The organism is Mesobacillus sp. AQ2, from assembly GCF_030122805.1.
Lineage (GTDB): Bacteria > Bacillota > Bacilli > Bacillales > Cytobacillaceae > Mesobacillus > Mesobacillus oceanisediminis_A.
In genome coordinates, this window is the sequence record NZ_CP126080.1 from 1779408 (window position 1) to 1805439 (window position 26032).

Genomic DNA, 26032 nt, shown 5'->3' on the forward strand with positions numbered 1-26032 from the left:
TGCCGAGCTTGCCGGCAGGTTCTTTTGGGTCTACATTAAATTATAATAGTATTTTTGTGTGGATAACTACATATGGGTGTCTTAATCCAGCTCCAGCGCCTAGCCCCTCGAGACGTTTCAGTCCTGCCAATGAAGTCAAAGAACGACTTCACTGTCAGGCCCTCCAACGCTTGTCGGGGCTGAACAAGGCGCTTGCGCTTTTTGTTCTTCATTGCTTCAATTACAGGATCACATCTTCATCTGGTGTGACATAAACGGTCTGCTGCTGTTCGTAAATGACGAATCCTGGTTTGGCACCGGCCGGCTTCTTTACATGGCGAACCCGGGTGAAATCGACTGGAACAGAGCTTGAATTCCTTGCTTTACTGAAATAAGCGGCAATCTGGGCGGCCTCAAGGATGACATCTTCCGAAGGCTCTTTGCTTCGGATCACGACATGTGATCCTGGAATATCTTTTGTGTGCAGCCAGATTTCATCACGGGCTGCAACTTTGTTCGTTAAATAATCATTTTGCTTATTGTTTTTACCGACGAGGATTTCTGTTCCGTCAGTTGAATGATATTTTTCCAGGACAGGTTTCAGGTTCTGCTTATTCTTATTGCCCTTTTTCTGTCTCGCCCGGATATATCCGCCTTCAATCAATTCCTCCCTGATTTCTTCAATATCCTTTGGTGAAGCTGTTTCAACCTGCTGCAGCAGGGAATCGAAATAGGCCACCTCGTCCTGTGCCAGTTGAATTTGCTCCTTTACAATATTGACGGAGTTCTTGGCCTTCTGATACTTTGTGAAATATTTTTGCGCATTTTCAGATGGAGTCTTCCGCGGATCCAATGGTATGTTGATGGAAGCGCCGTTTTCATCATAATAATTCACGACCGAGATTTCTTTCATTCCCTTTTGGGCCATAAAAATATTCGCGGTCAGCAATTCTCCGTAAAGCTGGAACTGCTCGGCCTTTTTTGCATCCTCCAGTGTAGCTTCGAGCTTCTTGATTTTCTTCTCGTTCTTTTCTTTTTCATTCGCCAGCAGACGTTCCAGGTCATTTCCCTGCTGCTTGACCCTGTCGCGCTCAGCTTTTCCAAAATAAAAGCGATCAAGAAGCTGGCTCAGCGTTTCGAAAGATTTGGTCTCTCCCTGTAAATGTTCAAGAGGGAGCAGGTAAAAGGCTTCCTTATTGCTTCCATACGTTACAGCCGGCTTGTAATGATGATTTTTAATCTCTTCCATCAAGGCGGCGAAAGCCTTAGGGAGAGTTGTCCGGTTGACGAGCCCTGCCTTAAAGGCAATCTCTTTTGCCAGTACAGGAGAAACCCCGGCAAAATTTGCAACCAACTGCTTATCGATCTTTCCAGCGTTGAAATCAACCACCCTGAGGACATCTTCTTCCCCAGCCTCAAGCGGGTTCAGTTTTTCCTGTTGAGGAGGCATGATATATTCCTGGCCAGGCATGATCGCCCGGTGTGAATTCACGGCGAAAGAAATATGCTTGATGCTGTCAAGAATGATGTTCCTGTTCTTATCCACGATGATAATATTGCTGTGGCGCCCCATGACCTCAACAATCAGCTGTTTGTATGAAATATCACCGATTTCATTCCGTCCTTTCACCTCAAAAATAATCATTCGGTCAAGTCCTGCCTGCTTGATATCTTCGATGATGAATCCCTCCAGATGCTTGCGCAACAGCATACAGAACATTGGCGGCTCATTTGGATTATCATATTGCTCATTGGTGATCTGGACCCTTGCGTAGCTTGGATGAGCCGAGAGCAGCAGCTTATGGTTGACGCCATTCGCTCTCACCGCAAGAATGATTTCGTTTTTATATGGCTGGTGTATTTTATTGATTCTTCCTCCTTTAAGCAGGGAGGAAAGTTCATGTGTAATCGCTCTTGTAAACAATCCGTCAAATGACATTTGAATTACATCCTTTTCTATTATCTGGCATGCTGGGTATAAGCGGGTATTCTGTCTAGCTTGTGCAAAGCTATTGGCGCCCAAAAACGGTTGATTTTCGAAAAAGAAGTCACCAATACCGTTTGGAATTAGCGAGTTAACTTCATGTTTCTTATTGTCCAGCTAAGGCTCCTAGCCCCTCGAGACGTTTCGGTCCGCCCAATGAAGTCAAAGAGCGACTTCACTGGTCGGCCCTCCAACGCTTGTCGGGTCTGACCAAGGCGCTTCCGCTTTTCTTTATCCAGCTCCAGCGCCTAGCCCCTCGAGACGTTTCGGTCCGCCCAATGAAGTCAAAGAGCGACTTCACTGGTCGGTCCTCCAACGCTTGTCGGGTCTGACCAAGGCGCTTCCGCTTTTATATTGTCCAGCTACGGCTCCTAACTCCTCGAGACGCTTGTCCAGTGTCGCCTCCTAGAAACTCCGAAACTTCAACTCCGCCGGCAGAAGCAAAAAGCGCTTCTTTGTCGGTGTCTCCAGTTTCTGCGTTTCTGGACAGTCGGCTATACTTTTCGGTTTCGGTCCTGACAATGAAGTCAAAGAACGACTTCACTGTCAGGCCCTCCAGCGCTTGTCGGAGTTGGACAGTCGCCTTCGCTTTTCTTTATCCAGCTCCAGCGCCTAGCCCCTCGAGACGTTTCGGTCCGCCCAATGAAGTCAAAGAGCGACTTCACTGGTCGGCCCTCCAACGCTTGTCGGGGCTGACCAAGGCGCTTCCGCTTTTATATCTACAAACATCTTATCATTTTTTTGGACAGGGCTGAATAAGCTTTCTTTAGAGTAGGACAAACAAGGAGGAAGTGTGATGGCCCCATGAAGTTCCATGAAATGAATGAACAAGAAATTGCTAGTGCCTTAAGAACAGATTTTACAGAAGGATTGGATGAAAAGGAAGTAAAACGCAGACGTGATCAGCATGGGTATAATGCTCTGGCGGAAGGCGAAAAGCAATCCGCCCTGTTATTATTCTTCAGCCAGTTCAAGGATTTTATGGTGCTAGTCCTTTTAGCGGCAACGTTAATATCAGGCCTTCTTGGTGAGATGGTTGATGCAATAGCGATCATTGCCATCATACTGGTTAATGGCATCCTGGGATTTTTCCAGGAAAGGAAGGCGGAGAAGTCACTCGATGCCTTAAAGGAACTTTCTGCACCTCAGGTACATGTATTAAGGGAAAGGGAATGGGTGAAGATTCCTTCAAAGGATGTCGTGCCAGGAGATGTCCTGAAATTCTCAAGCGGGGACAGGATTGGCGCGGATATTCGGCTGATTGAATCCTGGAGTCTTGAGATTGAAGAGTCAGCACTTACTGGTGAATCAGTTCCGGTTCAGAAAAGCACCACACCATTAAGGATTCCGAATCCGGGACTTGGCGATATGGAAAATATGGCGTTCATGGGCACGATGGTCACAAGAGGAAGCGGTACCGGGGTGGTCGTTGCTACGGGAATGAAAACGGCAATGGGGCAAATTGCTGATTTGCTGCAAACCGCTGAAGCACAGGAAACACCTCTGCAGCGCAGACTTGAACAGTTAGGGAAAATCCTGATAACAGCAGCGCTCTTCCTGACATTGCTCGTTGTTGGGATTGGTGTTCTTCAAGGCCATGATCTGTATACCATGTTCCTTGCAGGAGTCAGCCTGGCCGTGGCAGCGATTCCAGAGGGTCTTCCGGCCATCGTAACCGTTGCATTGTCACTGGGTGTCCAGAGGATGATCAGAAAGAATGCAATCGTGCGGAAATTACCTGCAGTGGAGACGCTTGGCTGTGCATCTGTCATTTGCTCGGATAAGACGGGAACGATGACGCAAAACAAAATGACGGTGACCCATTTATGGAGCGGCAGCAAAACCTGGCGAGTTGATGGGGTTGGTTATTCCCCGACAGGATTGTTTTTCCATAAAGACAAAAGCATTGATCCACAGAGAGAAAAATCACTTCAGCAGCTGCTGACCTTCGGAATGCTTTGCAATCATGCCGAGATGATTGAGAAAGAAGGGGAGTATACCATCGATGGTGATCCAACCGAGGGGGCACTGCTGGTTGCCGCGATGAAAGCAGGGTTTAGGAAAAACCTCCTGCTCGAGCAATTTGAAATTGTCAATGAGTTTCCCTTCGATTCCAAACGGAAAATGATGAGCATGATTGTTAAAGATAAAACAGGCAGAAAGTTTGCTGTTGTAAAGGGAGCACCGGATGTCCTGATTGGACTAAGTGAATCCATTCTCTGGGATGAAAGGCAGCAAAGGTTAACGAAGGAATTGAGTGCAAAAGTCCAGGGAGCGATTGATGAATTGGCAGGTAACGCATTAAGGACTATTGCAATCGCGTTCAAGCCAATTCCTCAGGGGACGGTGATCCTCCATGAAAACGAAGCTGAAAAAGACTTGACCTTCATCGGGCTGCAGGGAATGATCGATCCGCCTCGCCCCGAAGTGAAAACGGCTGTAAAAGAATGCCGGGATGCAGGAATCAAAACCGTCATGATTACTGGTGACCATGTCATCACAGCAAAGGCGATCGCTAAACAGCTGGGGATTTTATCAAAAGACAGCAAAGTGATAGAAGGCAAAGCGTTATCCGAGATGTCAGTTTCAGAGCTCGAGGATATCGTAGACGATGTTTCGGTCTTTGCCCGAGTATCACCGGAGCATAAATTAAAAATCGTAAAGGCACTGCAAAACAGAGGGCATATCGTCGCGATGACTGGGGATGGAGTTAATGATGCACCGGCCATCAAAGCGGCGGATATCGGTGTGGCGATGGGAATCACGGGTACCGATGTAGCGAAAGAAGCTTCATCTCTGGTACTCCTGGACGATAACTTTGCCACCATCAAAGCAGCTATCAAAGAAGGCCGGAATATCTATGAGAATATCAGGAAGTTCATCCGCTATCTTCTTGCCTCGAATGTTGGCGAGATTTTGGTCATGCTATTCGCAATGATCATGGGATTGCCGCTGCCGCTCGTTCCGATTCAAATCCTCTGGGTGAATCTGGTTACAGATGGCCTGCCTGCAATGGCTCTAGGTCTTGACCAGCCCGAGGACGATGTGATGAAGAGGAATCCTCGTCATCCTAAGGAAGGTGTCTTTTCGCGCGGGTTAGGGTGGAAGGTCGTTTCCCGTGGTTTCTTGATTGGACTGATGACATTGATCGCATTCATCGTCGTATATAAAAGGAACCCGGATGAACTCATCTACGCCCAGACGATTGCCTTCACAACACTTGTCATGGCGCAGCTGATCCATGTGTTTGACTGCAGAAGCGAAAAATCGATCTTTGCCCGTAATCCATTTGGAAACAAATATTTGGTTTGGGCAGTAATCTCTTCGCTGGTTATGGTCCTTGGAGTCATCTATTCACCAGTCTTGCAGCCAATCTTCCATACTGTCCCGATCCTGCTGACTGACTGGCTGTTGATTATAGGCTTATCTGCCGTTCCAACATTTTTGCTTGCCGGAACATTTTTTGCAAGAAAAACAAAGAGAAATATGATATAATCCGTTAGGTAATAGAGAAGACTCTATTGCCTTTCTTTTTTTTTACATATATTACCCGTTCCATGGGTCAACAGGAAACTCGACTTTTTGGAGAGATTGGATGTGTCTGGAATGGTCGTCAGTATGACTGGGTTTGGCAGGGGCAAGGCAGAATCTGAACGTTGCAGTGTCACGGTTGAGGTGAAAACGGTCAATCACCGTTTTTGTGAATTTCATATTCGAATGCCGCGGCAGCTCCTGAAAACAGAAGAAAAAATCAAGAAGAAACTTGGCGAACATATTAAAAGAGGGCGAGTCGAAGTATTTGTCACTTTGGAAGGCGAAGGGATCGTCAGCCGAAGGGTACATATTGACTGGGAGGCCCTTGACGAATTTGTCGATAACATATCCGAAATTAAAAACAGGTACAGTTTAGCTGGAGACTTAGAAATCCGTGATATTGTCAGCAGGGAGGACATCATCCATATTGAAGAAAGGGAAGCAGAGAATGAGGAGCTGGATCTGCTTGTTCTATCTGCAGTCGAAGAGGCCGGCCTTAAGCTTGTAGAAATGCGCAGGCTTGAAGGTGCAGCCCTTCACAAGGATGTCTTGCAATATATAAGTCTGATGTCAAATCATATTTTGCGTGTTAAGCAATTTGCTCCCGATGTTGTGGACCAGTACCGTGAGAGGCTAAGAAAGAAGATGGCTGATTTCATGGAAGGCAATGCAGGGGATGACAGGATCATGACAGAAGCAGCCTTTTTTGCAGATAAAGCAGATATAAGCGAAGAAATTGCCAGGCTGGAAAGTCATGTTTGCCAATTCACCGAAATCCTGAAGGTGGATGAGCCGCTGGGAAGGAAGCTGGATTTCCTGCTTCAGGAAATGAACCGAGAGGTCAACACGATTGGATCCAAAGCGAATGATTCAAAGATTGCCAGGGAAGTTGTCGAGATGAAAAGCCTCCTTGAAAAGGTTAAGGAACAAGTACAAAATATAGAGTAGCGTTTAGAAAGGGCCTTGCAGGGCCAAAATAATTAACTGATGATTGGGGGACCATCATGGCAATTAAGCTTATCAATATAGGCTTCGGCAATATTGTTTCAGCAAACAGAATCATTTCAATCGTAAGTCCTGAATCAGCTCCGATTAAACGGATCATCCAGGATGCACGTGATCGTGGATCTTTAATAGATGCTACATATGGAAGAAGGACCAGGGCTGTCATCGTCATGGACAGCGACCATGTCATTCTCTCTGCGGTACAGCCGGAAACAGTGGCACACCGCTTGAATGACAGAGATGATATTATTGATGAAGGGTAGGACGTGTTCATGCAGGAAAAAGGATTGTTGATTGTGCTTTCAGGACCTTCCGGGGTTGGTAAAGGAACGGTCCGGAAAGAGTTGTTTTCCCAGCCGGATACCGCTTTTGAATACTCTGTGTCCGCGACAACGCGGCTTCCGCGGGAAGGAGAACGGAATGGAGTAGATTATTTCTTCAAAACAAGGGAAGAATTTGAAGAGATGATCAGGGAGGACCAATTGCTTGAGTTTGCAGAATTTGTAGGCAATTACTATGGCACTCCTGTTGAGTACGTCCGTGAAACTCTTGATGCAGGGAAAGATGTTTTCCTTGAAATAGAAGTTCAGGGAGCGAGCCAGGTAAGGAGGAAATTCCCCGAAGGCCTGTTCATTTTCCTTGCGCCGCCCAGCCTTTCAGAACTGGAGAACCGGATCGTGACTAGGGGCACTGAGACGGAGGATATCATCAAAGGCAGGATGAAAGCTGCAAGAGATGAGCTTGAAATGATGGAATTATATGATTATGTTGTTGAAAACGACCAGGTCGAGAGAGCAGCCGCACGTGTCAAATCGATTGTCGTAGCTGAGCACTGCCGCAGGGAACGAGTTCAACATCGTTATAAAAAAATGCTGGAGGTAGATTAAATGCTTTATCCTTCTATTGATTCTTTAATGACAAAAATTGATTCGAAATATTCTTTGGTATCTGTTGCAGCCAAGCGTGCACGCAGCATGCAGGTTCATATGGACCCGAAAATCGACAAGTATGTTTCCAACAAATTCGTTGGAAAAGCACTTGAAGAAATCAACGCTGAAAAGCTTCACTTCAAAACAGCCGGAAGCCACGAAGAGCTCAATATCAACGAATAACACCGCGATAACAACCTATTTATTGGGTTGTTATTTTTTTTGTTTTTCAAAAGTTTGAAGTGGATTAATCTTGCCTATTTCATGCTTATTAAGTGAAAAAATGTTATAGTTCTATCATAATGATAGATTGTTATAAAATGGGGGTTCTCTGACATGCTGAACGGTAAAAAGATTCTATTGTGCGTAACCGGCGGGATTGCTGTATATAAAGGCGCTGCGCTGACAAGCAAGCTGACCCAGGCTGGCGCAGAGGTAAAAGTAATCCTGAGTGAATCAGCAGCGAAATTTGTCACTCCGCTCACGTTCCAGGCGTTGTCCAGAAGTGAGGTTTATACCGATACATTCGACGAAAAAAATCCTGAAAATATCGCGCATATCCATTTAGCGGATTGGGCAGATCTGATTATCGTTGCCCCGGCTACTGCCAACATCATCGGCAAGCTGGCAAACGGAATTGCCGATAATATGATTTCGACAACATTGCTGGCGGCGACTGCTCCGGTATGGATAGCTCCGGCCATGAATGTGCATATGTACCAGCATCCGGCCGTGACAAAGAATATGGAAACGCTCAGGAGCTTTGGATATGAATTCATTGAACCAGGTGAAGGCTATCTGGCATGTGGATACACAGGGAAAGGCCGCCTGGAGGAACCGGAGACGATTGTAGAGCGCGCCAGTCAGTTTTTCAAAACAGAAAGCGGGGAACTTTCCGGTAAGACTGTTTTGATTACTGCGGGGCCAACGAGGGAAAAAATCGATCCAGTCCGGTTCCTGACCAATCATTCAACCGGAAAAATGGGTTATGCGATTGCCGGTGAAGCGGTAAAGATGGGGGCTAAAGTCATCCTTGTTTCCGGCCCGGTTTCCCTTATTCCGCCAAAAGGAGCAGAGCTGATTAAAGTTGAAAGTGCCGAAGAGATGTACAACGCCGCACTTGAAAATTTCGCGGAAACGGATGTCCTGATCGGAACTGCTGCCGTAGCAGATTACCGGCCTAAATATACTTTTGAAGAAAAAATGAAGAAAAAAGAAGGCGACCAGGCACTCGAGCTAGAACGGACGCAGGATATTCTTTTTGAACTAGGGCAAAGAAAAGCAGCTCAGGTCATTGTTGGATTTGCAGCGGAAACCAATGATATCGAAAAGCATGCTATGGGCAAGCTTACCCGGAAAAATGCTGACATGATTGTGGCAAACGACGTAAAACAGGCAGGTGCCGGGTTCGGTGCCGATACGAATATTGTCACCATGTACAAGAAAGACGGCAGTAAGAACGAATTGCCTCTCATGGCCAAAACTGAGGTTGCCCGCCGGATCCTCTCAGAAGTCGTCTTCCTTTTAAAAAAGGATGAAAGCCAATGAATATAGCCAGTGTTATTGTCGATGTACCTGCAAAGCAGACGGACAAAACATTTGACTATAAAATTCCCGATAAGTTCCTGGAGGTCATTAAGCCCGGAACAAGGGTCATCGTGCCTTTTGGCCCGCGGAAAATTCAAGGTTTTGTTACGGAGCTCAAAGACCAGTCGAGTTTTTCAAAGCTGCGTTCCATCGTTGAACCGCTGGATTTGACGCCGGTGTTGAATGAGGAGCTTCTGAAGCTGGGGGAATGGCTGACAGAACATACATTAAGCTATAAAATTTCCTCTTACCAGGCAATGCTGCCAGCTGCATTAAAAGCAAAATACGAGAAAAAGATTGTACTGGCAAAAGGGACCGAATTAAACAGCTTGCCAAAAAATCTTGCCGAACTCTTTCTAAATAATAGTGAGCTAAAATGGGAAGATGCCGTCGCACAGGGGCTTGTCCAGCAGCTGCAGAAGGAAGCGGCTGCCGGCAGGGTTGAGGTTGTCTACCAAGTGAAGGACCGGGTGCGCAAAAAACTGCTTAAGCATATTTATCCTGCGATTGGTTCGGAACAGCTGGAAGAAGCAAGAGCCAAGCTTTCATCACAAGCGTCAGGACAGCAGGCTGTGATTGATTTCTTCCTTAAGCATCCTGAGCCTGTGGAACAGAGGCTGCTTCTCACCACTCTTGGAATTTCCCAGGCATCGGTTCAATCACTCGTCAAGAAGGGAATCCTGAAAGCCGAAGAGATGGAGGTATACAGAGACCCCTACGCAGAAAGGGAATTTGAAAGGAAGGTTGCCCTGGAATTGACTGCTGAGCAAGAAAAAGCAATCAGCCCAATTCTATCTTCGATTGAAAAGGAGCATCATGAAGTCTTCCTTTTATATGGAGTCACAGGCAGCGGCAAGACGGAAATCTATTTGCAGTCGATCCAGGAAGTGTTGCGCAAAGGAAAGGAAGCAATCGTGCTTGTGCCAGAAATCTCTTTGACTCCCCAAATGGTCACTCGTTTCAAGGAGCGGTTCGGAGACCTTGTTGCTGTCATGCACAGCGGCCTTTCTGCAGGTGAGAAATATGATGAATGGCGGAAAATCCAACGCAAGGAAGTCAAAGTAGTCGTAGGGGCACGATCGGCGATTTTTGCTCCATTCGAAAACATTGGCATCATCATCATTGATGAAGAGCATGAAACAAGCTACAAGCAGGAAGAAAATCCACGCTACCATGCCAGGGATGTTGCGATTCAGCGTGCTAAAACCTATGCATGTCCGGTCGTTCTTGGCAGCGCCACACCATCACTCGAATCGTTTGCAAGGGCGCAAAAAGGGCGATACACTTTGCTGACACTTCCGAAACGGATGAACAACCAGGCACTGCCCGAGGTTGAAATCGTTGATATGCGGGAAGAGCTCCGAACTGGCAATCGCTCGATGTTTTCAGTAAAGCTTTTTGAAAAAATTAAAGACCGGCTTGAGAGAAAAGAACAGACGGTCCTATTCCTTAATAAGCGCGGACATTCGTCTTTTGTCATGTGCCGTGATTGCGGATACGTGATGAATTGTCCTCATTGCGATATCACGCTGACCTACCACCGGTACAATGAACAGATGAAATGCCATTACTGCGGATATGAAGACAGAGTGCCGACTATTTGCCCGGAATGCAATAGTGAACATATCCGTTATTTCGGGACAGGCACCCAAAAAGTGGAAGAAGAGCTGCTCAAGCTCATTCCTGAAGCGAGAGTCATCAGGATGGATGTCGATACGACTGGTCGAAAGGGGTCCCATGAGAAGCTGCTGACTGCTTTCCAGGAAGGACAGGCAGATATATTATTGGGGACTCAAATGATTGCCAAGGGGCTTGATTTCCCCAATATCACGCTTGTAGGCGTGCTTTCGGCAGACACGATGCTGAACCTCCCGGATTTCCGTTCTTCAGAAAAAACTTTCCAGCTTCTGACCCAGGTCAGCGGGCGTGCTGGAAGGCACAAGCTTCCAGGTGAGGTGGTTATCCAGACTTATACACCTGAGCACTATAGTGTTGAGCTGGCAGGAAGCCAGGATTACGACCGGTTTTACCAACAGGAGATGCTGATGCGGAAGGTGCATCAATATCCGCCGTTTTATTATTTGTCCCTTGTTACGGTCAGTCATGAAGAATTGATGAAGGTCGTATCGGTCACCGAGAAAATCGCCAAATTCATCACTTCCAGATTGTCGAAGGATTCAGTGGTCCTCGGGCCGGTTGCGTCACCGATCCCTCGCATCAATGATAGATATCGTTATCAATGTTTGATAAAATACAAAAAGGAACCAGAGCTTAGCACTACGCTAAAAACCATACTGGACCATTACCAGCAGGAAATGGGATCAGGCGGGCTGCAGATTTCTGTCGACCTGAACCCTTACATCCTGATGTAATGATTCATTTTATGGAAGGCTGTTTTCGTAATGGTTGTTGTTAAAATCTTAAAGCCGATTTTAACGTGATAATAGCTGTTTTGTATGTCGGTACTAAGTTTGCAAGCTCTTTTCTCATAATAGTTGATATTTATGTGAATAATTTTAGGTAATTCAATTCTATTTTTTAGGCATTAGCAACAAAGTTTGAGAAAAGTGCCTTATGGAAACATGAAAGTTTACAGTAAAAGCTGATTGAACAAGCTAATACTATATTCAAATGGAGTTATTGGAGGATTTATTTTGGCAGTAAGAAAAATAGTAACCTACCCGGCAGAAATATTGGAGCAGGAATGTGAAAAAGTCACCGTTTTTGATAAAAAGCTGGCCAAACTGCTGGATGATATGTACGATACAATGATCGAGTTTGATGGAGTCGGTCTCGCCGCCCCTCAGATAGATATAAAGAAACAGATTGCGATTGTCGACATCGATGATGAGCATGGAACAATCGAGATGATCAACCCGGTAGTTCTTGAAACCAGTGGCGAGCAGACCGGGCCGGAAGGGTGCTTGAGCTTCCCGGGATTATACGGAGAGGTAACCAGACCGAATTATGTGAAGGTGAAGGCCCAAAACCGGAAAGGAAAGACCTTCGAAGTCGAGGCAGAGGAGTTTTTAGCAAGGGCAATCCTCCATGAAATCGACCATTTGCACGGTGTGTTATTTACCACGAAAGTGTCAAAATATATGGAAGAAGCTGATTTAGAGGAGTTGAACCAGGAATGACAAGAATCGTATTTATGGGAACTCCAGACTTTTCAGTACCGGTTTTGCGAAGACTGGTAGAGGAAGGTTACGAGGTGGTCGGTGTCGTCACGCAGCCTGATCGCCCTGTTGGCAGAAAACGAGTCCTGACTCCGCCTCCTGTAAAAGCGGAAGCGCTGAAACATGGCATCCCTGTTTACCAGCCGGAAAAAATCCGCCAAAAGGAAGAACTGGATAAAATCCTCGCGCTTGAACCAGATTTAATCGTCACTGCGGCCTTTGGACAGATTTTGCCAAATCAGCTGCTTGAGGCACCAAAGTTTGGCTGTATCAATGTCCATGCTTCGTTGTTGCCCGAACTGCGCGGCGGTGCACCAATCCATTACGCAATCATCGAAGGAAAAAAGAAAACGGGAATCACGATTATGTACATGGTTGAAAAGCTGGACGCAGGGGACATATTGACACAAGTCGAAGTTCCGATCACGGAAACAGATACAGTGGGTTCATTGCACGATAAAATGAGCCCTGCTGGAGCAGATCTTTTATCTGAGACGATTCCAAAGCTATTGAACGGGGAGATCACTCCTGTCCCGCAAAATGATGACGAGGCGACTTTTGCCTGGAATATCAAGCGTGAACAGGAGAAAATCGACTGGACAAAAACAGGACACGAAATCTATAACCATATCCGCGGCATGAATCCCTGGCCGGTTGCCTATACGACAATGGAAGGTGCAGTGGTGAAGATATGGAATTCCCTGAAGGTGGATTATAAAGGAAGCGAACAAGCCGGGACCATCGTCAGAATTGAAGCTGACGGTTTTATAGTGGCAACCGGAGATGGAACAGCTATTAAGATTACAGAGCTCCAGCCAGCTGGCAAGAAAAAGATGGACGCTAAGCAATTCCTGCTTGGGGCAGGGTCGAACTTAGAGACCGGCGTCAGGTTAGGAGACTGAAATGAGTAAAAAGAAGAATGTCAGGGATGCGGCAGTGCAGCTCCTGGAAACGATTGAAAAGAACCAGGCTTACAGCAATTTGCTCCTGAACAATGCGATTGAAAAAAATGAAATCAGTCCGATTGATGTCGGCTTGCTGACTGAATTGGTATATGGTACTTTACAGCGTAAGATGACTCTTGATTTCTACCTTAAGCCATTTATCGAGAAAAATAAGAAATTGCAAACCTGGGTGGTCAATCTGCTTCGCATGACCGTTTACCAGATGGTGTATTTAGATAAAATACCAGACAGGGCAGCGATTTTTGAGGCAGTCGAAATTTCCAAGCGGCGAGGACATAAAGGCATTGCCAGCCTGGTGAACGGTGTTCTCCGCAGCATTCAGCGAAATGGACTTCCTTCTCTGGATTCGATAACCGACCCTGCGGAAAGAATATCAGTAGAGACCAGCCACCCATTATGGTTAGTCAGAAGGTGGGTCGGCCAGTTCGGGATTGAAAAGACGAGGGAAATGTGTGAAGTGAATCTGACTGCACCGCTGCAGACAGGAAGGGTCAATTTGACACGGATTTCCCGTGATGAATGCCTGGAATTGCTGGAAGAAGAAGGTTTCGAAGTAGAACCGAGCCCTATCTTGCCTGAAGCCATCAAATGCCTCCGAGGCAATCTTGCATCTTCAAAGGCATTTAAATATGGCTTGTTGACAATTCAGGATGAGAGTTCTATGCTAGTTGCCCACGCACTTGGCATAGAGGAAGAAGAGGTAATCCTTGATGCATGTGCGGCCCCTGGGGGGAAATCCTCTCATATTGCAGAGAAACTCGGCAACAGCGGAAAAGTGATTTCACTGGATCTTCACGAGCATAAGGTCAAGCTGATTGCCCAGAATGCCGAGCGTCTTGGGCTTGAAAATATTGAAGCTCAAAAAATGGACAGTCGAGAGGCGGCACATCATTTCAAGCATGAATCGATTGACCGAGTTTTGCTCGATGCTCCTTGCTCAGGACTTGGCGTAATGAGACGGAAGCCTGACATGAAATATACGAAAAAAGAACAGGATCTCAGTCAGCTGAAATCAATCCAGCTCAGCCTTCTAGAATCTGTCGCGCCATTGCTTAAAGATGGCGGAACGCTTGTCTATAGCACTTGCACAGTAGACAGGGAAGAAAACCAGGAAGTAATAGAAATATTTTTACGCGAGCATCCTGAATTCTCGGGAGATCCAACTCTTGCAGAAAGAATGCCAGAAGCAATCAGGCCATTGATCAATGGCTTCGATGTTCAGATTCTTCCACAGGATTTTGGTTCTGATGGGTTTTATATTGCTTGTTTGAGAAAGAAGGTGGAATAACATGGAACAGGAAAAATCAACTAGAACACCAGCAACACAAGAATCAGTCAAGAAATCCATTTATTCACTTCAGCTGCACGAACTGAAAGACTGGCTGAAGGAACAAGGAGAAAAGCCATTCAGGGCAGAACAAATTTATGACTGGCTCTACAAAAAGAGAGCAGCATCATTTGAGGATATGTCCAATCTGTCAAAGCCTTTAAGGGACAAGCTGGATCAGCATTTTGTGCTGACAACACTCAGCACGATCATCCAGCAGACATCATCTGACGGAACCATCAAATTCCTGTTTGAACTGCATGATGGAGTATCGATCGAGACGGTGCTTATGAGGCATGAATATGGAAATTCAGTTTGTGTCACCACACAGGTGGGCTGCCGTATTGGATGTACATTCTGCGCTTCCACACTCGGCGGTTTAAAAAGGAATCTGGAAGCAGGAGAAATCGTTGCCCAGGTCGTAAAAGTACAACAGGCACTTGATGAGACAGATGAGAGAGTAAGCTCGATTGTCATCATGGGGATCGGCGAACCGTTTGATAACTATGACAACATGCTTTCATTCCTGAAAATCATGAACCATGACAAAGGCATGAATATTGGAGCGCGCCATATTACCGTGTCTACAAGCGGAATCATTCCTAAGATTTATCAATTTGCGGATGAAAATATGCAAATCAACTTTGCGATTTCACTTCATGCTCCGAATACCGAGCTTCGAAGCAGATTGATGCCGATCAACCGAGCATACAAGCTTCCTGATCTAATGGATGCGGTCCGATATTATGTGAACAAAACCGGCCGCAGAATCAGCTTTGAATATGGTCTTTTTGGAGGAGTGAATGATCAGGTTGAGCACGCAGAAGAGCTTGCCCAGCTGGTAAAAGGATTGAAATGCCATATCAATTTGATTCCGGTCAACTATGTACCTGAACGTGATTACGTAAGAACACCTAAGAGCCAGATCTTCAAATTTGAACGCACTCTTCGCGACCGCGGAGTGAATGTAACGATTAGAAGAGAACAAGGGCATGACATTGAAGCAGCTTGCGGACAACTTCGGGCAAAAGAAAGAAAAGAAGAGACGAGGTGACAAGATGAAGGCTGTTTTCATGACAGACAGGGGAAAGGTCCGCCTGCATAATGAAGACAATGGCGGCATCTTTATGAACCCTCACGGACAGCGCCTTGCCATCGTAGCAGATGGCATGGGCGGCCACCGTGCAGGAGATGTAGCCAGTGAAATGACAATCCAGCATCTAAAAGTTCTCTGGGAAACGTCAGCATTGATACATACAGCAGAAGAAGCGGAACAATGGCTGCAGGAATCTGTTGTACAGGTGAATCAGGAGATCTTTCAGCATTCATTGAATAATACGGAATGTGAAGGCATGGGCACAACAATTGTTGCCTCCATTTGCACGAATCTGTTCGCAACAGTGGTGAACATAGGAGACAGCCGCTGTTATTTACTGAATGAAACGGGATTCAAACAGCTGACAGAGGATCATTCTCTCGTCAATGAACTTGTACGTTCCGGACAAATTTCCAAAGAAGATGCAGAGCATCATCCTCGTAAAAATGTTCTATTAAGAGCCCTTGGAACAGAAGAATCAGTGGAGATGGACATTAAGACCATCATCTATGAAGAGTGAGATGTGCTGTTGCTTTGTTCGGATGGCCTTTCCAATAAAGTGAGCCAGGAAGAAATGGAAAGCATCCTGACAGACAATAATATGTCACTGGAAGATAAAGCGGCAGAATTTATTAAAAGGGCCAATCAGTATGGCGGCGAAGATAATATAACTCTTGCAATCGTCGAATACAAGGAATTCAACGAGGGCAGGTGAAAAATATGATCATCGGAAAAAGAATCAGCGGTCGTTATAAAATCAAGGATATGATTGGCGGCGGAGGTATGGCGAATGTCTATCTTGCCCATGATATGATCCTTGACAGGGATGTTGCGGTCAAAATGCTCCGTCTTGATTTTGCCAATGATGATGAATTCATCCGCAGGTTCCATAGAGAGGCACAATCTGCAACGAGTCTGGCCCATCAGAACATCGTCAGTATATATGATGTCGGTGAAGAGGATGGTCTATACTATATTGTGATGGAATATGTCGATGGCCAAACACTGAAGCAATACATACAGCAGCATGCACCCGTTCCTGTTGAAGAAGCCCTAGACATCATGAAGCAGCTGACATCTGCTATCTCTCATGCCCATCACAATCATATTGTCCACCGTGATATCAAGCCGCATAATATTTTGGTAGACAGCAGCGGTACAGTGAAGATCACAGACTTTGGCATTGCGATGGCATTGAGTGCAACGAGCATCACCCAGACGAATTCTGTGCTTGGATCTGTGCATTACCTGTCACCAGAACAGGCCAGAGGCGGCATGGCAAATAAAAAATCGGATATTTATTCAATCGGGATCGTCATGTTCGAATTATTGACAGGCAGACTCCCTTTTTCAGGTGAATCAGCCGTTTCGATCGCATTGAAGCATCTTCAATCAGAAACACCTTCATTAAAAAGGTGGAATCCGCAAATTCCACAGAGCGTAGAGAATATCGTGCTTAAGGCCACTGCGAAAGATCCTTTCCATCGATATGACAATGTCGATGAAATGGAAGATGATCTAAGGACAGCACTTGACAGCAAGCGTCTGAATGAGAGCAAGTTTGTGATTCCTGAGGACGATGAAGCAACCAAAGCAATCCCTATCATAACGAATGACCGGCCTTATCATAATCTTGATGAAACCATTATTCGCAAAGATGCTTTAGACTCCATGGATCAGCCATCAAAGGATAAACCTGTGAAGAAGAAGAAAAAGAAATGGCCAGTGATTTTAACTGTTTTGTTTTTGCTCATACTGACTGCGGGTATTGTCATGGTGACAATGGGGCCAGATCTTTTTGGGCCAAAGGATAAGGAAGTGCCGGATGTAAGTGGCATGGAAGTAGAAGAAGCAGTCGCTGAACTCATGTCTGCAGGTTTTATTATTGGGGACAAAAAAGAGATTAGCGATGAAGAGATCGAAGAAGGAAATGTCATCAGAACAAATCCGAAAGCCGGTAAGATGATAAAAGAGGGAAATAAAATTGATCTTTATATCAGTACTGGCAAAGAAGAAATAGAGTTATCGGATTATACCGACAGGGCCTACGATGATGTCGTCAAACTGCTTGAAGGTAAAGGCTTCAAAGATATCAAAAAAACCGAAGAGCATGATGATAGCGAGCCTGGGACTATTCTGGAACAATATCCTCCTGGTGGGGAGTCTGTTGTCCCCGAGGACACAACTTTGGAATTCAAGGTCAGCATGGGTCCTGAATTGGTAACTCTGGGTGATTTAAAAGAATACAACCAGAGAAATCTCGATCTTTATGCTGACACCACTGGGCTTGTTGTTGAAAGTACGGAGGGTTTTCATGATACCATACCGGCCGGATTGGTTATATCCCAAAAACCTGAAGCGGGAACTCAACTGCCGCCAGGAAGTAAGGTAAGTGTCGTCATTTCAAAAGGACCGGAACCTGTTCCGAAAGAAAAGACGATTGAAATTAACGTACCATACCAGCCTAAAGAAGAAGGCGTTCCACAGGAACTCAAAATCTATATGAATGATGTAAACCATACAGATGAAGCTCCAGTAGATACGATTGAAATCACAGAGGACACAATGATTAGCCTTGATTTCCTAATTGCGCCTGGCAAACAGGGTGAGTATCGAATTCTGCGGGATGGAGAAATCTTTGACAGTGGCAGCGTTGATTATCCAGAAGACTAACAGACAGGGAGTGTTGCTATGCCTGAGGGCAAAATTATCAAGGCGCTGAGCGGTTTTTATTATGTTGCCAATGAGGACGGTATAGTGCAATGCCGCGGCAGGGGGGTTTTCCGCAAGAATAAGGTTACACCCCTTGTTGGTGACGAGGTGGTTTATCAGGCTGAAAATGACACGGAAGGTTATATCCTGGAAGTCAAGGACCGGAAAAATGAGCTGGTCCGTCCGCCGATTGCGAATGTAGACCAGGCCATCCTTGTTTTTTCTGCTGTTGAACCTGGATTCAGTACAACCTTGCTCGACCGGTTTTTGGTTCTTGTTGAGTATAACCACATTGAGCCCCTCATCTGCATTACGAAAATGGATTTGACCAATGAAGAGGAAAAATCACGTCTCGAGGAATATGCAGAAGATTATCGGAAGGCAGGCTATGAGGTTATTTTTACATCCTCTGAAACTTCAGAAGGTCTGGAAAAGCTGAGGCCGCATATTGAAGGTAAGATTTCTGTCTTTGCCGGTCAGTCAGGGGTCGGGAAGTCATCCCTGCTCAATGCAATCAGGCCGGATCTCGAGTTGAAAACCGATGATATATCCTCCCATTTGGGAAGGGGCAAGCATACAACAAGGCACGTAGAGCTGATTACGATTAACAATGGGCTAGTTGCTGACACTCCAGGATTCAGTTCTCTGGAATTCACAGAGATTGAAACGGAAGAGCTGAATTCATGCTTCCCTGATATTGCTGAGTTCAGTGAGAATTGCAAGTTCCGCGGCTGTCTTCACATGGCGGAGCCTAAATGTGGGGTCAAGGCAGCAGTTGAGTCAGGAATTCTGCCTGAATACAGGTATGAGCACTATAAAGACTTTTTGTTAGAAATCAAAGATAGAAAGCCGAGGTATTAAATCATGGTTAAGATCGCACCTTCAATCTTATCGGCAGACTTTGCCCGACTTGGCGAAGAAATAAAGGATGTCGAGCGCGGTGGGGCCGATTATATACATGTGGATGTAATGGATGGGCATTTCGTGCCGAATATCACGATCGGGTCTCTGATTGTCGAGGCAATCAGGCCGGTTACAAAGCTTCCGCTTGACGTTCACCTGATGATCGAGAACCCGGACCAATATATCGAAGCATTTGCCAAGGCAGGGGCCGATTATATCACTGTCCATGTGGAAGCATGCAGGCATCTGCATAGGACCATACAATTGATTAAATCGACAGGGGTCAAGGCAGGCGTCGTCTTGAACCCTGCTACACCAGTTGATAGCCTGAAGCACATAATCGAGGATGTTGATATGGTCCTGCTTATGTCTGTTAATCCTGGATTTGGCGGTCAGAAGTTCATCTCTTCGGTCCTTCCAAAAATCAGGCAGGTTAAAGAACTTGCTGATTCACTAAATCCAGACCTGGAAATAGAGGTTGACGGCGGCGTGAACGAGGAAACAGCCAAGCTTGTAATTGAAGCAGGGGCCAATGTTCTGGTGGCGGGTTCAGCAGTCTTCAATAAAGAAGACAGGGAAGCCGCAATCGCCAGCTTGAGACCATAAAGAAAAGCCAGCCTTGCAGAGGCTGGCTTTTCTTCAATAAGTGGAATCCAGAAACAAAGGAGATTTTTTAATGAGAATTAATTTGGTTGCCGGTGGACCGCGGTACATGATACCAGATTTCCATCTCTATGAAGAGGAAAACGTGGTTTGGATCGGGATCGATAGGGGTGTATTCTATTTATTAGAAGCAGGATTAAATCCCGCAGCAGCATTTGGCGATTTTGATTCCGTTTCCGAAGGAGAAATGGAAAACATTGAAAAGACGGTTGCTGACCTGAAGAAATTCAAGCCGGAAAAAGATGAGACAGATATGGAGCTGGCTCTAAATTGGGCCCTTGACCAGCACCCGGAGTCAATCACCATTTTCGGGGCGACAGGGGGGCGCCTTGACCATTTGATGGCCAATATCCAGCTGCTGGTCAGGCCTCTTGAGAAGGATGATTTTGTACACATCCAGATCATTGATACCCAGAATATCTTATATATAAAAAAACCAGGATGCTATACAGTTAACCCAAATGATGATTTTAAGTACATTTCCTTCCTTCCAATCACACCGTCTGTATCCGGACTGTCACTTGAAAATTTTAAATACCCGTTAATTGATTGTCATATTCCAATGGGCTCGACACTATGTATTAGTAATGAACTTATTAGAGGTCATGGTACTTTTTCTTTTTCCGAAGGCATATTATTAGTAGTAAGGAGCAAGGATTGAGATGTCTTCATTTAGCTCAGGGTTCTTTTCAGCAATATGATTTCTTCCCCTGAAAAGAGCAAATTTTGTATACCCGGGAATATACTATAGGGATACAGAAAGAAGACTGTTTGCGAGAGATGGTGAGGAGGGACGGTATGAGATTCTATACAATCAAACTGCCTAGATTTTTGGGTGGCCTCGTACGGGCGATGTTAGGTGCATTTAAGAAGGATTAAAAACCATTTAGTATGGAGTAATCAAAGATTGAAAACCGATATGCAAGCATTTGGCACCCTGGTTACGGGGTGCTATTATTTTTTCATGAATTGGGCAGAATGAACAGAAGGACGGACGGTGAGTGTTCAGGCAATAAAAAAAGGCACCCTTTATGGATGCCATGCAGCTCACTTCCGGCTGCTGGAGCCAGGCAGCAAGTCTGCGGTTTTTAATTAAACGCGTTCAACTTTACCTGATCTTAGAGCTCTTGCAGATACCCAAACACGCTTTGGCTTACCGTCTACAAGAATACGTACTTTTTGAAGGTTAGCACCCCATGTACGCTTGTTAGCGTTCATTGCGTGGGAGCGTGCGTTACCAGAACGAGTTGATTTACCAGTTACTACACATTTACGTGGCATATGATTTCCCTCCTAACTGACAGAGCTGTTACTATTTTTTGCTGCAATTATTTGCATATCGTCAGAATTGCGAATGAAACAGGACAACCTTTTCTCTGACATACTTTAATAATTTATCATAGAAATTTCCCATTTGCAATACTTCCGGCAAAAGCTATAAAGAAAAAAACCTTGACATATAGTTCAGATTCTTGCTGAATAATAAAGGGAAGTGCAGAATAACTTTAAAAATTGATTGGCTTATAGTAAAATAACTGTAGCATAATGCTATTTTTCCAAAGGGGGAACGAATCATGTCCATCGAGCTAAAAACGAAGTACGGACAAATTGATATATCAAATGATGTCATTGCAACAATTGCAGGCGGTGCAGCAGTTGATTGTTATGGTATTGTCGGGATGGCTTCTAAGAATCAGATCAAGGACGGATTAACAGATATCCTGCGCAGGGAGAATTTTACCCGCGGAGTCATCGTTCGCCAGGAAAATGACGAAGTACATATCGATATGTATATTATTGTGAGCTATGGGACGAAAATTTCCGAGGTTGCCCACAATGTCCAATCAAAGGTTAAGTACACCCTTGATAAAACAGTCGGGCTGGCTGTTGACTCGGTCAATATTTACGTTCAAGGAGTTCGTGTAACGAACCCGTAAGAGGAGGAAAGATTTGTGTCTATTAATGTTCTAGACGGAAAACGTTTTGCGGAGATGGTGATTCAGGGTGCCAACCATTTGGCGGCCAATGCCAAGTATGTCGACGCGTTGAACGTCTTCCCTGTTCCTGATGGTGATACGGGAACAAATATGAATTTATCCATGACTTCCGGAGCTAAGGAAGTAAAGAACAATGTACAGGAACATATCGGGAAGGTGGGTTCCGCGCTTGCCAAAGGTTTGCTTATGGGAGCGAGGGGCAACTCAGGAGTCATCCTGTCCCAATTATTCCGCGGATTTGCGAAAGCAATTGAAACAAAGCCGGTTGTAACAGCTGTTGAATTTGCTTCTGCATTAAACGCGGGTGTGGAGACTGCTTATAAAGCAGTTATGAAGCCGGTTGAGGGAACGATTTTAACAGTGGCCAAAGATGCTGCAAGGCATGCTGTTGCAGTTGCGCCAAACCACGAAAGCATTGACGGACTTATGGAAGAGGTTCTTAAAGAAGCAAAGGCTTCATTGAATCGTACGCCAGATTTGCTGCCGGTCCTAAAGGAAGTAGGAGTAGTAGACAGCGGCGGACAAGGCCTTGTTTTCGTTTATGAAGGTTTTCTTGCAGAATTGAAGGGCGAAAAGCTTCCTGACTCCCCATCTGCGATGCCGAATATGACTGAGCTTGTAAGCGCCGAGCACCATAAGAGCGTCCAGAGCCACATGAATACTGAGGATATTGAATTCGGCTATTGTACCGAATTCATGGTTAAACTTGAGGGGAAAGAGACATTCTCTGAGGAGAATTTCCGTCAGGACTTGAGCAAATATGGAGATTCTCTTCTCGTCATTTCCGACGAAGAGGTCGTAAAAGTACATATCCACTCAGAACAGCCTGGCGATGTATTGTCATATGGACAAAAATACGGAAGCCTCATCAATATGAAAATTGAAAATATGCGTCAGCAGCATACAGATATTGTCGGTGAACCGACAACACCTTTGCGCACACAGGCTAATGAACCAAAGAAAGAAAAGCAGGAATATGGAATCGTCGCTGTCTCGATGGGTTCCGGAATTGCTGAACTTTTCCGCAGCATTGGTGCCAACGCCGTGATCGAAGGCGGCCAGACGATGAATCCGAGCACCGAGGACATCATCAAGGCTGTCAAAGAGGTGAACGCACGCAAGGTCATCATCCTGCCGAACAATAAAAATATCATCATGGCTGCAGAACAGGCTGCCGAGGTAGCGGAGGAAGAAGTGGTAGTCATCCCTTCGAAAACTGTGCCTCAGGGAATGACAGCATTGCTTTCATTCAATCCATCAGCCGATCCTGCCGCAAATAAAGATGCCATGTCAGAAGCGATGCAGCATGTGAAAACGGGCCAGCTGACTTATGCAGTTCGTGACACCAGCATCGACGGACTTGAAATCTCAACCGGAGATTTCATGGGCCTGGCGGATGGGAAAATTGTCTTGAAAGATCGTGATAAAGTTAAAGCAGCAAAGGACCTGCTGGACCAGATGCTCGATGAAGACACTGAAATCCTGACCATCCTTAAAGGGGAAGATGCTTCAGATGATGATGTTGATTCCATCGTTGAGTTTGTTGAGGGCAAGTATGGAGATGTTGAGATAGAAGTCCATAATGGAGAACAGCCATTATACGCCTTCATCTTCGCGATTGAATAATTAATCCGATGTCGGAGAATCTCCGGCTGGACAAATAAAATTGTAATATGATACTAAGAAATAGAAGGGGAATCCCCTTCTATTTCGTTTTGTATATAAAAGGATTGTTTCCGCATTCATATGTGAAAAGGTAAACGTAAGAACAGCTGTAGATTCGGATACGCAGTGGGTGGACAACAGGGGGAAAAGCAGACTATTTTGCATGGTCATGTCTGATTCCACGTAAAACAAATAACATCAATACTCCAGAAACAGCGTAAGGAGGGGGAGCGGCAGCACCGATTGGCCGGGAGCTGGAGGCCAAGAGTTTCGGCACACCGCTTGAATAATGTGAATGAACAACTAAAGCAACCAGTAACAGCAATAAAAGGAATCGGCAATGAAATGGCGGAGACTCTGGCGGATATGCACATCAGGACTGTCGGTGATCTGCTCGAATACTTCCCATATCGTTACGAAGATTATCGGCTTAAGGATCTGGCAGAAGTTAAGCATGACGAAAGAGTCACGGTGGAGGGCAAGGTGCACAGTGAGCCTGCACTTGTCTATTACGGCCGCAAAAAGAATCGGCTTACCGTCAGGCTGCTCGTGGGCCGTTACTTAATCATTGCAACTTTCTTTAACCAGCCTTATTTAAAACAAAAAATAACCGTCGGAGAGACGATTACAGTCACGGGGAAATGGGATCAGCATAGACAGACGATCACAGCCAGTCAAATGTCATTGGGAGAGCATGCTCAAAGCCAGGATTTTGAACCGGTTTACGCAGTGAAAGGAAAAATGACCGTAAAAACGATCAGAAGGCTGATCAAGCAGGCTTTTTCTCAGTTCGGGCATGAAATAGACGAAATATTGCCGGCAGAGCTTTTGCAAAAATATAAGCTGCTGAACCGCAGGGATGCCTTAAGAATCATGCACCTGCCTTCAGGTTCTGACGAAATGAAACAGGCGAGAAGAAGATTTGTTTACGAGGAGTTTCTTTTATTCCAGCTTAAAATGCAGTCATTACGGAAACTGGAACGGGAACAGAGTCCCGGAATTTCGTTCTCCTATGAATTGGACAAGCTGAAACAATTTATCGGCGGACTGCCTTTCCCGTTAACGGGCGCACAAAAGCGAGTAGTCAATGAGATCCTCGGTGACATGAAATCTCCATACCGTATGAATCGCCTCCTTCAAGGTGATGTTGGTTCAGGTAAAACGGTGGTCGCGGCGATTGCCCTTTATGCTGCTAAGACAGCTGGCTACCAAGGAGCATTGATGGTCCCAACAGAAATACTGGCTGAACAACACTCTCAGTCCCTGACACAGCTGCTTGAGCCATTCGGTGTTAAAGCGGCTCTGCTGACAAGCTCGGTAAAAGGCAAACGGCGAAGAGAGATGCTCGAGCAGCTGAAGCAGGGTGATATTGATGTATTGATTGGCACGCACGCCTTGATCCAGGATGAAGTGGACTTCCAACGCCTCGGTCTTGTCATCACAGATGAACAACATCGATTTGGGGTTGAACAAAGGCGGGTTCTCAGGGAGAAAGGTGAAAATCCCGATGTCTTGTTCATGACCGCAACACCAATCCCGAGGACATTGGCAATCACGGTCTTCGGTGAAATGGATGTCTCGGTGATCGATGAAATGCCGGCTGGACGCAAGACGATCGAAACGTATTGGGCCAAGCACGAGATGCTTGAGCGGGTGCTCGCCTTCATGGAAAAGGAACTGGCAAAAGGAAGGCAGGCATATGTGATATGCCCATTGATCGAGGAGTCAGATAAGCTTGATGTCCAGAATGCGATCGATGTCCACAGCACCCTGAGTTTCTATTTTAAGGACCGTTTTCAGGTTGGCCTGATGCATGGACGACTCCATTCCGACGAAAAAGACCAGGTGATGAAGTCCTTCAGTGAAAATGAAGTGCAAGTGCTCGTCTCCACTACCGTCGTTGAAGTAGGGGTGAATGTCCCGAACGCGACAGTGATGCTCATATATGATGCCGAAAGATTTGGTCTGTCACAGCTTCATCAGCTTAGAGGAAGGGTTGGCCGTGGAAGTGACCAATCATATTGCATTTTGCTCGCCGATCCGAAAAGCGAAGTCGGGAAAGAACGCATGAAAATCATGTCTGAAACGAATGATGGCTTTGTTCTTAGTGAGAAGGATCTGGAGCTGCGCGGCCCTGGAGATTTCTTCGGAAAAAAACAAAGCGGACTGCCAGAATTCAAAGTGGCGGACATGGTCCATGACTACCGTGCACTGGAAACAGCGAGGAATGATGCGTCCTTGCTGGTGCAGTCAGGAGCTTTCTGGCAAAGCGAAAAATATCGTTCATTGAGAGAATATTTGGCGGAGTCAGGTGCACTGGCAAATGAAAAACTGGATTGATTCAAACCCAATCTATTAATTTTTAGAAGAATGATAGAGCGGAAGCAGTCATCTGCTTCCTTTTTTGATGGCTCTGTTAAAGCTGAAGTTGATTTTTAAACCCTGTTGATTGTAGTGGAATACGCGTAGACACCCGCGGGCTTAGCGCCATCCCCGCGGAAAGCGAA

The 26032-nt window shown here is 45.7% G+C and carries 21 protein-coding genes and 1 pseudogene; 20 read left to right on the top strand and 2 right to left on the bottom strand.

All coding sequences use genetic code 11. The annotated features are described in order from the left end of the window. Positions 1 to 220 precede the first annotated feature (220 nt). Positions 221 to 1918, bottom strand: coding sequence for an Rqc2 family fibronectin-binding protein (locus QNH36_RS08800; protein WP_283905050.1), 1698 nt, complete (start codon positions 1916 to 1918; stop codon positions 221 to 223). An 849-nt stretch (positions 1919 to 2767) separates the two neighbouring features. On the opposite strand from QNH36_RS08800, the gene QNH36_RS08805 reads away from it, so the two are divergent. The 17 genes and pseudogenes from QNH36_RS08805 to spoVM all read left to right on the top strand — a co-directional run bounded on the left by QNH36_RS08805 (position 2768) and on the right by spoVM (position 20742). Further along, positions 2768 to 5458, top strand: a complete 2691-nt coding sequence (locus tag QNH36_RS08805; RefSeq protein ID WP_144474826.1) for a calcium-translocating P-type ATPase, SERCA-type — start codon at positions 2768 to 2770, stop codon at positions 5456 to 5458. Positions 5459 to 5569: 111 nt separating this feature from the next. Beyond that, entirely contained in the window at positions 5570 to 6445 is an 876-nt protein-coding gene (locus tag QNH36_RS08810) for a YicC/YloC family endoribonuclease (protein ID WP_144475000.1), read from the top strand. Between the two features lie 56 nt (positions 6446 to 6501). Beyond that, positions 6502 to 6765, top strand: coding sequence for an extracellular matrix/biofilm regulator RemA (gene remA, locus QNH36_RS08815; RefSeq protein WP_023614949.1), 264 nt, complete (start codon positions 6502 to 6504; stop codon positions 6763 to 6765). Positions 6766 to 6774: 9 nt separating this feature from the next. Then, entirely contained in the window at positions 6775 to 7389 is a 615-nt protein-coding gene (gene gmk, locus QNH36_RS08820; RefSeq protein ID WP_144474827.1) for a guanylate kinase, read from the top strand. Continuing rightward, entirely contained in the window at positions 7390 to 7614 is a 225-nt protein-coding gene (gene rpoZ, locus QNH36_RS08825; RefSeq protein ID WP_079508381.1) for a DNA-directed RNA polymerase subunit omega, read from the top strand. A 153-nt stretch (positions 7615 to 7767) separates the two neighbouring features. Then, complete coding sequence (coaBC, locus tag QNH36_RS08830; RefSeq protein ID WP_144474828.1) at positions 7768 to 8979, top strand: bifunctional phosphopantothenoylcysteine decarboxylase/phosphopantothenate--cysteine ligase CoaBC; 1212 nt, start codon at positions 7768 to 7770, stop codon at positions 8977 to 8979. After that, positions 8976 to 11390 carry a primosomal protein N' gene (gene priA, locus QNH36_RS08835; RefSeq protein ID WP_283905051.1) on the top strand — a complete coding sequence of 805 codons (2415 nt, stop codon included), beginning with the start codon at positions 8976 to 8978 and terminating at the stop codon, positions 11388 to 11390. Before coaBC ends, priA begins: the two co-directional genes overlap by 4 nt. Positions 11391 to 11672: 282 nt before the next feature. Then, positions 11673 to 12158, top strand: coding sequence for a peptide deformylase (def, locus tag QNH36_RS08840; RefSeq protein ID WP_283905052.1), 486 nt, complete (start codon positions 11673 to 11675; stop codon positions 12156 to 12158). After that, the gene (fmt, locus tag QNH36_RS08845; RefSeq protein ID WP_283905053.1) at positions 12155 to 13099 is read left to right on the top strand and encodes a methionyl-tRNA formyltransferase; all 945 of its coding nucleotides are present in this window, start codon (positions 12155 to 12157) and stop codon (positions 13097 to 13099) included. The genes def and fmt overlap by 4 nt, the downstream gene beginning before the upstream one ends. Before the next feature lies 1 nt (position 13100). Next, positions 13101 to 14450: a 16S rRNA (cytosine(967)-C(5))-methyltransferase RsmB gene (gene rsmB / locus QNH36_RS08850; RefSeq protein WP_144474832.1), complete on the top strand. Its 1350-nt coding sequence runs from the start codon at positions 13101 to 13103 to the stop codon at positions 14448 to 14450. Position 14451: 1 nt separating this feature from the next. Then, positions 14452 to 15543: a dual-specificity RNA methyltransferase RlmN gene (gene rlmN / locus QNH36_RS08855; RefSeq protein ID WP_144474833.1), complete on the top strand. Its 1092-nt coding sequence runs from the start codon at positions 14452 to 14454 to the stop codon at positions 15541 to 15543. A 4-nt stretch (positions 15544 to 15547) separates the two neighbouring features. Then, positions 15548 to 16300 (top strand): annotated as a pseudogene (locus tag QNH36_RS08860) (Stp1/IreP family PP2C-type Ser/Thr phosphatase). Between the two features lie 5 nt (positions 16301 to 16305). Beyond that, the gene (gene pknB / locus QNH36_RS08865; protein ID WP_283905054.1) at positions 16306 to 18258 is read left to right on the top strand and encodes a Stk1 family PASTA domain-containing Ser/Thr kinase; all 1953 of its coding nucleotides are present in this window, start codon (positions 16306 to 16308) and stop codon (positions 18256 to 18258) included. 18 nt (positions 18259 to 18276) lie between these two features. Then, a complete protein-coding gene (rsgA, locus tag QNH36_RS08870; protein WP_251542059.1) occupies positions 18277 to 19158 on the top strand; it encodes a ribosome small subunit-dependent GTPase A in 882 nt (293 codons plus the stop codon). A gap of 3 nt (positions 19159 to 19161) precedes the next feature. Further along, positions 19162 to 19806: a ribulose-phosphate 3-epimerase gene (rpe, locus tag QNH36_RS08875; RefSeq protein ID WP_283905055.1), complete on the top strand. Its 645-nt coding sequence runs from the start codon at positions 19162 to 19164 to the stop codon at positions 19804 to 19806. Between the two features lie 70 nt (positions 19807 to 19876). After that, positions 19877 to 20524, top strand: coding sequence for a thiamine diphosphokinase (locus QNH36_RS08880; protein WP_251542042.1), 648 nt, complete (start codon positions 19877 to 19879; stop codon positions 20522 to 20524). Between the two features lie 137 nt (positions 20525 to 20661). Further along, positions 20662 to 20742 carry a stage V sporulation protein SpoVM gene (gene spoVM, locus QNH36_RS08885; RefSeq protein ID WP_144475002.1) on the top strand — a complete coding sequence of 27 codons (81 nt, stop codon included), beginning with the start codon at positions 20662 to 20664 and terminating at the stop codon, positions 20740 to 20742. Positions 20743 to 20955: 213 nt separating this feature from the next. Here spoVM and rpmB read toward each other — a convergent pair whose 3' ends face one another. Then, the gene (rpmB, locus tag QNH36_RS08890) at positions 20956 to 21144 is read right to left on the bottom strand and encodes a 50S ribosomal protein L28 (RefSeq protein WP_023614934.1); all 189 of its coding nucleotides are present in this window, start codon (positions 21142 to 21144) and stop codon (positions 20956 to 20958) included. A gap of 293 nt (positions 21145 to 21437) precedes the next feature. Here rpmB and QNH36_RS08895 point away from each other — a divergent pair, with 293 nt between their 5' ends. From QNH36_RS08895 to recG, 3 genes are all read left to right on the top strand, one after another. After that, positions 21438 to 21800, top strand: coding sequence for an Asp23/Gls24 family envelope stress response protein (locus QNH36_RS08895; RefSeq protein ID WP_144474838.1), 363 nt, complete (start codon positions 21438 to 21440; stop codon positions 21798 to 21800). Positions 21801 to 21815: 15 nt separating this feature from the next. Then, positions 21816 to 23486 (top strand): DAK2 domain-containing protein, encoded by a 1671-nt coding sequence (locus QNH36_RS08900; RefSeq protein ID WP_283905056.1) that lies wholly within the window; start codon positions 21816 to 21818, stop codon positions 23484 to 23486. Positions 23487 to 23768: 282 nt separating this feature from the next. Then, entirely contained in the window at positions 23769 to 25865 is a 2097-nt protein-coding gene (gene recG / locus QNH36_RS08905; RefSeq protein WP_144474840.1) for an ATP-dependent DNA helicase RecG, read from the top strand. The last annotated feature ends 167 nt before the right edge of the window (positions 25866 to 26032 follow it).

What these genes read in the sequence shown, in the direction of transcription:
- rpe (WP_283905055.1), top strand. Translation starts at nt 19,162, where the DNA reads ATGGTTAAGATCGCACCTTCAATCTTATCGGCAGACTTTGCCCGACTT.
- priA (WP_283905051.1), top strand. Translation starts at nt 8,976, where the DNA reads ATGAATATAGCCAGTGTTATTGTCGATGTACCTGCAAAGCAGACGGAC.
- QNH36_RS08800 (WP_283905050.1), bottom strand. Translation starts at nt 1,918, where the DNA reads ATGTCATTTGACGGATTGTTTACAAGAGCGATTACACATGAACTTTCC.
- gmk (WP_144474827.1), top strand. Translation starts at nt 6,775, where the DNA reads ATGCAGGAAAAAGGATTGTTGATTGTGCTTTCAGGACCTTCCGGGGTT.
- QNH36_RS08805 (WP_144474826.1), top strand. Translation starts at nt 2,768, where the DNA reads ATGAAGTTCCATGAAATGAATGAACAAGAAATTGCTAGTGCCTTAAGA.
- QNH36_RS08895 (WP_144474838.1), top strand. Translation starts at nt 21,438, where the DNA reads ATGTCCATCGAGCTAAAAACGAAGTACGGACAAATTGATATATCAAAT.
- rpmB (WP_023614934.1), bottom strand. Translation starts at nt 21,144, where the DNA reads ATGCCACGTAAATGTGTAGTAACTGGTAAATCAACTCGTTCTGGTAAC.
- pknB (WP_283905054.1), top strand. Translation starts at nt 16,306, where the DNA reads ATGATCATCGGAAAAAGAATCAGCGGTCGTTATAAAATCAAGGATATG.
- coaBC (WP_144474828.1), top strand. Translation starts at nt 7,768, where the DNA reads ATGCTGAACGGTAAAAAGATTCTATTGTGCGTAACCGGCGGGATTGCT.
- rlmN (WP_144474833.1), top strand. Translation starts at nt 14,452, where the DNA reads ATGGAACAGGAAAAATCAACTAGAACACCAGCAACACAAGAATCAGTC.
- spoVM (WP_144475002.1), top strand. Translation starts at nt 20,662, where the DNA reads ATGAGATTCTATACAATCAAACTGCCTAGATTTTTGGGTGGCCTCGTA.
- QNH36_RS08810 (WP_144475000.1), top strand. Translation starts at nt 5,570, where the DNA reads ATGGTCGTCAGTATGACTGGGTTTGGCAGGGGCAAGGCAGAATCTGAA.
- fmt (WP_283905053.1), top strand. Translation starts at nt 12,155, where the DNA reads ATGACAAGAATCGTATTTATGGGAACTCCAGACTTTTCAGTACCGGTT.
- rpoZ (WP_079508381.1), top strand. Translation starts at nt 7,390, where the DNA reads ATGCTTTATCCTTCTATTGATTCTTTAATGACAAAAATTGATTCGAAA.
- rsmB (WP_144474832.1), top strand. Translation starts at nt 13,101, where the DNA reads ATGAGTAAAAAGAAGAATGTCAGGGATGCGGCAGTGCAGCTCCTGGAA.
- remA (WP_023614949.1), top strand. Translation starts at nt 6,502, where the DNA reads ATGGCAATTAAGCTTATCAATATAGGCTTCGGCAATATTGTTTCAGCA.
- QNH36_RS08880 (WP_251542042.1), top strand. Translation starts at nt 19,877, where the DNA reads ATGAGAATTAATTTGGTTGCCGGTGGACCGCGGTACATGATACCAGAT.
- rsgA (WP_251542059.1), top strand. Translation starts at nt 18,277, where the DNA reads ATGCCTGAGGGCAAAATTATCAAGGCGCTGAGCGGTTTTTATTATGTT.